This window comes from Chitinophaga sp. RAB17 (assembly GCF_052114225.1).
Classification (GTDB): Bacteria; Bacteroidota; Bacteroidia; order Chitinophagales; family Chitinophagaceae; genus Chitinophaga.
The window spans coordinates 1-647 of sequence record NZ_JBFREI010000050.1 but is presented as its reverse complement, the minus strand read 5'-3'; the positions used below and the strand labels follow the sequence as shown (position 1 = coordinate 647).

Genomic DNA, 647 nt, shown 5'->3' with positions numbered 1-647 from the left:
AAGTGGTATCGGTAACAGTTACCCATGTAGGTTTACCTACCACAGACCAGGTGCCTTTTGCTCCATATTCAGTAGGCTTGTTAGCGGCCATGGTGAAGATAGAGTCGTTACAATGTAACTGATCAATATTTGCTTTCGCAACAGCAGGAACATCGTAGTTAGTCAGCAACACGGTGTCAGTAGTAGCCGCACAGGTACCGTTGGAGATAGTCCATACCAGTGTAGCAGTATGGCCCGCCAGTACTTTAACTTTTGTAGTATTTAAAGTGGTATCGGTAACAGTTACCCATGTTGGTTTACCTACCACGGACCAGGTGCCTTTGGCTCCATATTCAGTAGGCCTATTAGCGGCCATGGTGAAGATAGAGTCGTTACAATGTAACTGATCCATGTTCGCTTTCGCCACCGCAGGTACATCGTAGTTAGTCAGCAGCACGGTGTCGGTAGTAGCGGCGCAGGTACCGTTGGAGATAGTCCATACCAGTGTAGCAGTATGGCCCGCGAGTACTTTAACCTTTGTAGTATTTAAAGTGGTATCAGTAACAGTTACCCATGTTGGTTTACCTACCACGGACCAGGTGCCTTTGGCTCCATATTCAGTAGGCCTATTAGCGGCCATGGTGAAGATAGAGTCGTTACAATGTAAC

At 47.0% G+C, this 647-nt stretch carries 1 protein-coding gene; it reads right to left on the bottom strand.

The annotated features are described in order from the left end of the window. The coding region (locus tag AB4Z08_RS35805; protein WP_441578574.1) for a hypothetical protein at positions 1 to 647 on the bottom strand (647 nt) is incomplete at both ends.